A 7114-nucleotide genomic window follows, 5' to 3' on the forward strand; every position below is an offset into this window, starting at 1 on the left:
TCAGACTTATCCCAACTACTTGTTACCAACTCCTGTTTTTCTAAACGACGAAGTAATGGATATAAAGTACTTTGATCAATGACTATTCCTGATTTCTCAAGTAACTGAACAAGTGAATATCCATACTGAGGTGTTCGTAACTGACTTAAAACAGCTAATGTCAACGTTCCTCTTCTAAGCTCTGTTGTTAATGAATTTAATAAAGTATTCATTCCTACACCTCATTTTCACTTTTACTATATGTTATACAGTATATGATTTATACTATGTATCGTACAGTAAATTTGTTACAAAAACAATAGAAACAATCTTAAATTTATATTGTTTTATTTTCTATAGAGCACGTTATAAGTATACAAAACGAATATCTTTCTTTATCTTGAGCAAACTACTCAAGATGCCATAAGGCATTCTTTCTTTAATGGAATATGGATAACAGAAAAACCACCCAGGGCTAAGGTGGTTTTTCTGTTTTTACGCTGTATAGGATATACAAGGTTAGTTAACATAATCACTCTTTCCGGAACACATGAAAAAAGAGAACCCTTATGGGAGTAAGGATTCTAAAAGGGTCTCAATTATGAATTATGCAGCTTTTTATACATCCTTGATATGCCAACGTTTCTCCGAAAGGTGATTACTGAAAGAATGTATAAAAAGTGCACCTTTTATACATATGCTCGCATGAGAAAATATAGTATTTTCAGCAAAAATCTGTTATTATATGTCTGCACATGCATTTTATAGTAAAAAGCCACCTGTCCTGCAAATACTGGGTGGTTTTTTATTTTGTTACCTTTTCACTGTCACTGGACAATTTATAAAATCATATTATATTGTGTAAGAACAAGTCATCCATCTTTTATCAAAACTTTAGATAACCACACATATAGAAAAGCCCTCTATTAAGTTTGAGGGCTTTTCTTGTATCATCATTTTGCTATCTTTCTCATTTCCAAAATTCCTACCACTTTTTATTTTATTAAAGACACTAATATCCTTTGAGAGGGTGTTATACTAGTTATAATCCTAAATAAATTGGAGGTTATAACTGATATGTACATGGAATTCTATGAAAAAGTAGAAGGATTAGCAAGAGCTATTGGAGTTACTACTTCAACTGCTAAAAAATATTATTTACTTTTTGAAGAACATGGTTATAACTTTAAACGTAATCAGCAAGGACAACTCTTGTTTTCACAAGATGATATAAATTTATTTAAAGAATTAATGCTTTTAAAAAATGAAAAAGGCATGACCGTTCCGAAGGCTGTAAAAGAAATTATAAAAGATAAAGTTATAACGGACACAACCGATATAACGGATATAACTGCTACAACAGAAGATATAACGGTTATATCGAAACACGTCACAACCGTTATGACTGAATTAGACGAGTTAAAACAGCTAGTAAAAAATCAAAATGAGATTATAGAAAAGCAACAAGAGGACTTTAAAAAACAATTTCTAAAACAAGAAGCATACATAAAAGATAGTTTAGAACAACGAGATAAGACGTTAATTACAACATTGAGGGAAGTTCAAGAATCACAAAAAGAAATGGCTACTAGCTTGTCAAAAGATCAAGCTAAAAAGAAATGGTGGCAAATATGGTTAGATTAAACTACTCAAATTAATTGGGTAGTTTTTTCGTGTGTTGTAAAAATGTAACACACGAAATTTATAATTATCCAGCTGTCTTAAGACAGCTTTTTAAGCCTTAAGGCTTTTATTTTCTTCTAACGAAAAAAATAAAAAAAGACTCTTGCAATTCTATCAGCGAATTGCTATTTAATAGAGAGTGAGAAGGTATAACATCACTAAAGTAGGTTAACCCATTGATAATAAAGGATTTTATAGTAGTTTCGTACTTATCAAATTTGATAAGTATACTTATCAAATTTGATAAGTACGAAACTGGTTTGAAAATAAAAAAAGACTCTTATAAAAGAGTCTTTTAGAAAAATCTAACCGGAAGTTTACTTAAAACTTTTGACTTCATTAACTTTACAAATTGAATTTTCAAACCTTCTTCTATTTTATCTCGATCGCCTGCATAAAGAACATGAGGATTAATAAACAACGCGTAAGTTTTAACGTTATTATCCTCTACATAACCTTCTGAGCGTGCGATAATTCCTTTACTATATAAAGATTTAACGACTCTACTAACCTTTGATTCACTTGTACCCAAAGCTTGTGCTACAGCTCTTTGTGTCAAAGGTATAGGTTGTTTCTTTTTAGGGTCATCTACAATAGCATTAGATGAAAATCCAATAAAAGGAATCAAGCTCATTAGAAATATAATTTCTTCATTTTTTAAATAACCTATGCTTTGAAGATAAGCCCAATTCTCTTGTATTATTTGAACAAAACGAGCTTTGTTTTTAACTTTCCTTTGGGGAACTAACTTCATTCCAGCTGCATTAGCTTTAGCTTGAAGTTCATTGGCTGTTTCCATTTCTTCAGGACTTAAGATTTGTTCATTTTGAAGGTCTTTCAATCTAGCCTTTTTATTAGCCTCTGATAAAGATTGTCCTAAACTTGATAAGTTTTTTTCGTTTTTAGCCATACTAATTCCTCTCCTTATGTGGCAGGAATTAGTCCCTTATGATAGAATATGTACATCAATATGTATATAAGGGACCCATTCCCTTTCTTGTGTGAGAAACCGCCTGCCGTCCAAAGCAAGGGCGGTTTTTCTCATTTATACTAAATTCAACACTATCAATAAATTCCCTCTTTTTCTAGTCTTTTCGCAGTTTTTCAACGAATTCTGCACAAGACTACTTGTCTATCCTAAATTAATTCCAAATAACCCAAAGAACCATTTAAACAAGAAGAACATAGGTACCATAAAGAATGCTGCACCAGCTCCATACTTCACCCAATCTAACCATCCATTAAACACAACACCCAACTTAGCGTTCGAAATCATAGTCTTGCTGTTTTTTTCGACCTCGCTGAGTTCCGCCTTCGCTGTCGCGCTCAAGCTGTCGAACTTGCTCCCCAGGTTGTTGTTGATCTTCTCTAGCTCGTCCTTGATTGCTTGATTGTTTATTTGAAACTCGTTGCTCAGAAACTCCTGATTCTGTTTCATTTCGCTTTGTAACACTCTGATGGCCGTCTTCATCTCGGCCAAAGTTTTGTTTGTATGCAGCTTGTGTGTTTCGATGTCGTTCTCTAATTTGCTGAGCAACGTCATCGAAGTCAATTCCATTTCCCTCTGTACGTCTTGGCTCGTCTGTTTGATCTCCTTGAGCTCCTGTTCGATCATCATCTCTTTGTTCATGTTTTCTTTCAGAAACGTCGAGAGATAGCCCTCTGTCGCTCTGAGACGCAAAATCATTTCTTGGTATAACTGCTGTAACTGTTGTAACTCCTCTTTCTGCTGAACCTGCTGTTTCTCTTTCTCTTGTAACTTGTCTTTCAAAGCCATGTAAAATCGTCTCCTTTTCATACGCCAACCCTAATTTAGTGCCACGTACCTTTTTATTCGATTCTAGATGCTCATACGTGATGTTTTTGCCTCTTAAGGTCGCTTGGACGCCTTGCTCTTTTAAACGTTCCTGGAACTCTTCAAAACTAGCTGTCTGTTCCTTAGCTTGATCAATGGCCGTTCTAATTTCATCCTTCCAACTAGACTCACCTTTCTCAAGTAATGATTGTTCAGCTAATGTGTACCGAACATCGGCCGAGCGTTCTTCTACAATAGAAAGACCATATTCCTTACACAGTTCATCACTTATTTTGCGCCCATGGTCAATAGCTTCTTTGCCATGGGCATGAAACTTTCGGCCATCCTCATAGTTCACAGCATTGATAACAATGTGATTATGAATGTGATCCTTATCCGTGTGCGTGTAGACGGCCACCTCGTGACCTTTTGCCATCTTCTCAGCCAGTTGTAATCCAATTTTATTCGCTTGCTGGGGATCCACTTCATCTGGCTTAAACGACTGGATCACATGATGGGCTTGTATACCACCGCTTTTGCCCCATATTTCCCTTGTAGCTTTAAATTGGTTCCTTACATAGTCCACGTCGCAATCAAGCGAATTTGACACTTCAGCGCGCTTCTCAGCGTACTTCAGTAAAGCATTGGCGTTTTTCGTCGTACTCAGCTTAATTGTTGCCATGCTGCAGCCAGTCCCTTTTTGATTTCCTCAAGATTGTATACCAATCTCTCAAGCTCCTGTTCACTCAATTGCTCAATGTCTCGTGCATTGCACCATCTCGCAATCTGGTTCACATTGGTACCCACGGCGCGCAATTCCTTTGCGATGGCCAGAGCGCCCTCACGATTGATTTTCGGCTGCCGTACGCGTGTACCCTGTGCCTTTGCTTTCACAAAGGCAGGCACCGTCATTCCTACGTTATCCGCCATCAGCGATAGCCGTTCGAATTCCTCCTCAGTGACACGGAACTTCACCTGTTTAGGCTCGTTCCTACGCTCGCCTTTCGTCTCGCTCATTCCTTTATTCCTCCTTATGTTCACCTACTGAGCGTGGTGAACTTGGTGTAAAATTCCAGCTGTATGCTTCCATAATACACCAAACAGTCAGAATAAGGCAAGCTCTACAATTGGTACCCAATTGAGCTTGGTTATGCTTTGCATAACAATCCCCCCAACCCCCTTTTCAAGGGGGAGCCAAACCGCGGACGCTGTCCACACCTGCCAAAGGAAAGCTCCTTTGGAATAGCTTCTACAAACACCCCCCAACCCCCTCAATCTTTGAGGGGGCTCCCTCGCCGGTTGGCGTCAAACAAACGGGTTTGTTTGAGTGCCAAGAGGGTTTGGGTGCAGAGACATTGTCAATTCCTTAATGCTCCCTACGGTCCGCTTACCATTGACAATGCAGCTTATCTCCCCCTTTGTTTTGGGGTAGAGGCTGGCTTCTTATGTTTTTAATAGTGTTGCTTATCTTGGAGTAAGATGAACACTTTTGAACGGCCGAGCAGGCGGTTCGGCAGGTATACTTGCTCAAACAAGCCGATCCCCTATAACCTTCGTTTTGGGTATGTCGGCTTGGCTAGAGATCCAAACCTGCCGAAATTTTTTATGCAAGGAGAAGAGAGTGGAGATTTTTTAAGTGGGTTTCTTAAAAAATACAACTCGTACCTTGTATAAAAAATAGCGATTTTTAAGATATTAGCTATAATGCTCTCTACCTCTTAATTTTTCCTTAATTAATTTAGTAAGCAGAAAACAAAAAAAGCCCAAAAAATTAATTTGAGCTTTTGCTAGTTTAGGATCTTTAGATTAAACAATACTCCGACCAATAGGGACATGACTAAGGAGCATGCTAATTTAATTAGAAGGTTACGAAATAGTATATGTAATGCATGTCTAACTTGTTTCAAAAAAACATATATAACAATAAATTTGGCTTGTCCTCACACTTATCCTGGCTTTGCATATTATAAACTGACCATATTTATTTTAGCATCCTTAAACTTCTATTGGATCCCCCAAAGATTACTGTTCGAGTTACAGTAATTTTTGGGTTTTTAAAATGGATTTTATAGAAAGTAAATAAAAATATAGTGGAAATATTGGGTGAAGTGGAAGGCTGTCCAAACTCTTTTCATTACCTTGCATACTATAGAAGTGAGCATCCTCCTGCTCTTCCAATAAATCGGTTCTTTTATTATTATTAGGTTTAAAACTACTGTGTGGTGAACAGTAGTTTTTTCTATTTTAAGCTGTCTATATTATATAACCTTAGTTAACATAATGCTTATTCTCGGTACTAGAATTGGAAAAGGATCTTCATTAAATGAGGATCCTTTTATTGTGCTTATTTAACTTAAGTACTCGTTATTTTAATAAACAAATATAAATTAACGAATACTAGCTTTACGAAAACCATCGAATACACTGATTGCCGCCGATACTATAAAGCAGAAAACCCCAGCGCCAACTATCCACGATTTAAATTGGTTAACAGTCATAGTAAATAAATTCGTCATATACGTAATAAAATCTGGGTTGAGTAAATTTGGGTTTATTAATATAACAATAAACACAACGGTTCCAATTAGCTGAAGAACAGTATTGGAAATTGCCATTCTTTTCGTCCATTGTCCTTTTATCAATTTATAAAGAGATAATACTATTTCGACACCAATCACAATAACTACGACTGGCCAATACCCCATTAATACTTCTTGATTTATCGCTGAAGTAACAAATTCAAGTCCGTTTCCACTATCTCTATATACCCCTACAAGATGATTCGCATAAAAATAAAGCGTTGCCCAGATAGCAGTCCACATTAAACTTCCGAATACCTCAAATTTTGAAATGGTTTTTTTCTTAGGGATATAAGAGATATTCTTCAAATCATCGGGGGTCCATTTTTTTAAGCTTGCTGTTAATGGTTGCTCACCTTTTCCTTTAGCTGTTCGTTCTAAAATAGCAAAAACGAGTGTCAACCAAAAGAACACTTGCATACCTACTTCAATGATTCTCCATATACCGAAACCAAAGATATCTAAAATTACATTTATTACTGCTTCCTCGCCATGGTACCTTATAAAGTATTCAGCAATCATCGAGATCAATGAAATGACAGCAGCGATTGGTAAAATCATCTTTAATAACGTGATATATATATCATAATAAAGGGGGCCAATCAGGTGCATTGGCTGGTCGCGATAACCACTCGCTAATATTGCTGGATTCCCCATTTTTTTTAGACATTCTTTTACATCTTCTTCACTGTAATCATCAGGTAGCATATCCTCAATTGTGGAATGTAACTCAAGCGCAATATCCTCGCGATTTTTCTCAGGCAATCTCCGAGTAACTTCATGTATATAAACCTCAATTAGGTTCATTTTCTTCCTCCTCTTTTAATAATCTATAAAGCTCCTTAGAATTATCGATCCATTCTTTTCTTAAATGAAGAAAAACCTCTAAACCATATTCACTTAAAACATAATACTTACGAGGTCTACTTTCAGACTTATCCCAACTACTTGTTACCAACTCCTGTTTTTCTAAACGACGAAGTAATGGATATAAAGTACTTTGATCAATGACTATTCCTGATTTCTCAAGTAACTGAACAAGTGAATATCCATACTGAGGTGTTCGTAACTGACTTAA

At 36.3% G+C, this 7114-nt stretch carries 7 protein-coding genes; 1 reads left to right on the top strand and 6 read right to left on the bottom strand.

What is annotated here, in order from left to right; all coding sequences use genetic code 11:
• The coding region (locus AC1D0Y_RS29090) for a PadR family transcriptional regulator (RefSeq protein ID WP_477708394.1) at positions 1-212 on the bottom strand (212 nt) is incomplete at its 3' end.
• An 844-nt stretch (positions 213-1056) separates the two neighbouring features.
• On the opposite strand from AC1D0Y_RS29090, the gene AC1D0Y_RS29095 reads away from it, so the two are divergent.
• Positions 1057-1623, top strand: coding sequence for a DUF3967 domain-containing protein (locus AC1D0Y_RS29095; RefSeq protein WP_477708395.1), 567 nt, complete (start codon positions 1057-1059; stop codon positions 1621-1623).
• Between the two features lie 334 nt (positions 1624-1957).
• On the opposite strand, the gene AC1D0Y_RS29100 is transcribed toward AC1D0Y_RS29095, so the two are convergent.
• The 5 genes from AC1D0Y_RS29100 to AC1D0Y_RS29120 form a co-directional block, all read right to left on the bottom strand.
• A complete protein-coding gene (locus tag AC1D0Y_RS29100; protein WP_477708396.1) occupies positions 1958-2572 on the bottom strand; it encodes a helix-turn-helix domain-containing protein in 615 nt (204 codons plus the stop codon).
• A 349-nt stretch (positions 2573-2921) separates the two neighbouring features.
• A complete protein-coding gene (locus tag AC1D0Y_RS29105; protein WP_477708397.1) occupies positions 2922-4139 on the bottom strand; it encodes a relaxase/mobilization nuclease domain-containing protein in 1218 nt (405 codons plus the stop codon).
• Positions 4121-4474 carry a plasmid mobilization protein gene (locus AC1D0Y_RS29110; protein ID WP_328155156.1) on the bottom strand — a complete coding sequence of 118 codons (354 nt, stop codon included), beginning with the start codon at positions 4472-4474 and terminating at the stop codon, positions 4121-4123. Before AC1D0Y_RS29110 ends, AC1D0Y_RS29105 begins: the two co-directional genes overlap by 19 nt.
• A 1370-nt stretch (positions 4475-5844) precedes the next feature.
• Positions 5845-6843 (bottom strand): HAAS signaling domain-containing protein, encoded by a 999-nt coding sequence (locus AC1D0Y_RS29115; RefSeq protein ID WP_477708398.1) that lies wholly within the window; start codon positions 6841-6843, stop codon positions 5845-5847.
• Positions 6830-7114 (bottom strand): PadR family transcriptional regulator (locus AC1D0Y_RS29120; protein WP_477708399.1); only part of this gene is annotated, 285 nt, incomplete at its 5' end. The genes AC1D0Y_RS29120 and AC1D0Y_RS29115, both read right to left, overlap by 14 nt.

The organism is Priestia sp. P1_B12_1 (assembly GCF_056406695.1).

Excerpts from the sequence above, each read along its gene's own strand:
- AC1D0Y_RS29095 (WP_477708395.1), top strand. The coding sequence starts at position 1,057 with ATGTACATGGAATTCTATGAAAAAGTAGAAGGATTAGCAAGAGCTATT.
- AC1D0Y_RS29105 (WP_477708397.1), bottom strand. The coding sequence starts at position 4,139 with ATGGCAACAATTAAGCTGAGTACGACGAAAAACGCCAATGCTTTACTG.
- AC1D0Y_RS29110 (WP_328155156.1), bottom strand. The coding sequence starts at position 4,474 with ATGAGCGAGACGAAAGGCGAGCGTAGGAACGAGCCTAAACAGGTGAAG.
- AC1D0Y_RS29115 (WP_477708398.1), bottom strand. The coding sequence starts at position 6,843 with ATGAACCTAATTGAGGTTTATATACATGAAGTTACTCGGAGATTGCCT.
- AC1D0Y_RS29100 (WP_477708396.1), bottom strand. The coding sequence starts at position 2,572 with ATGGCTAAAAACGAAAAAAACTTATCAAGTTTAGGACAATCTTTATCA.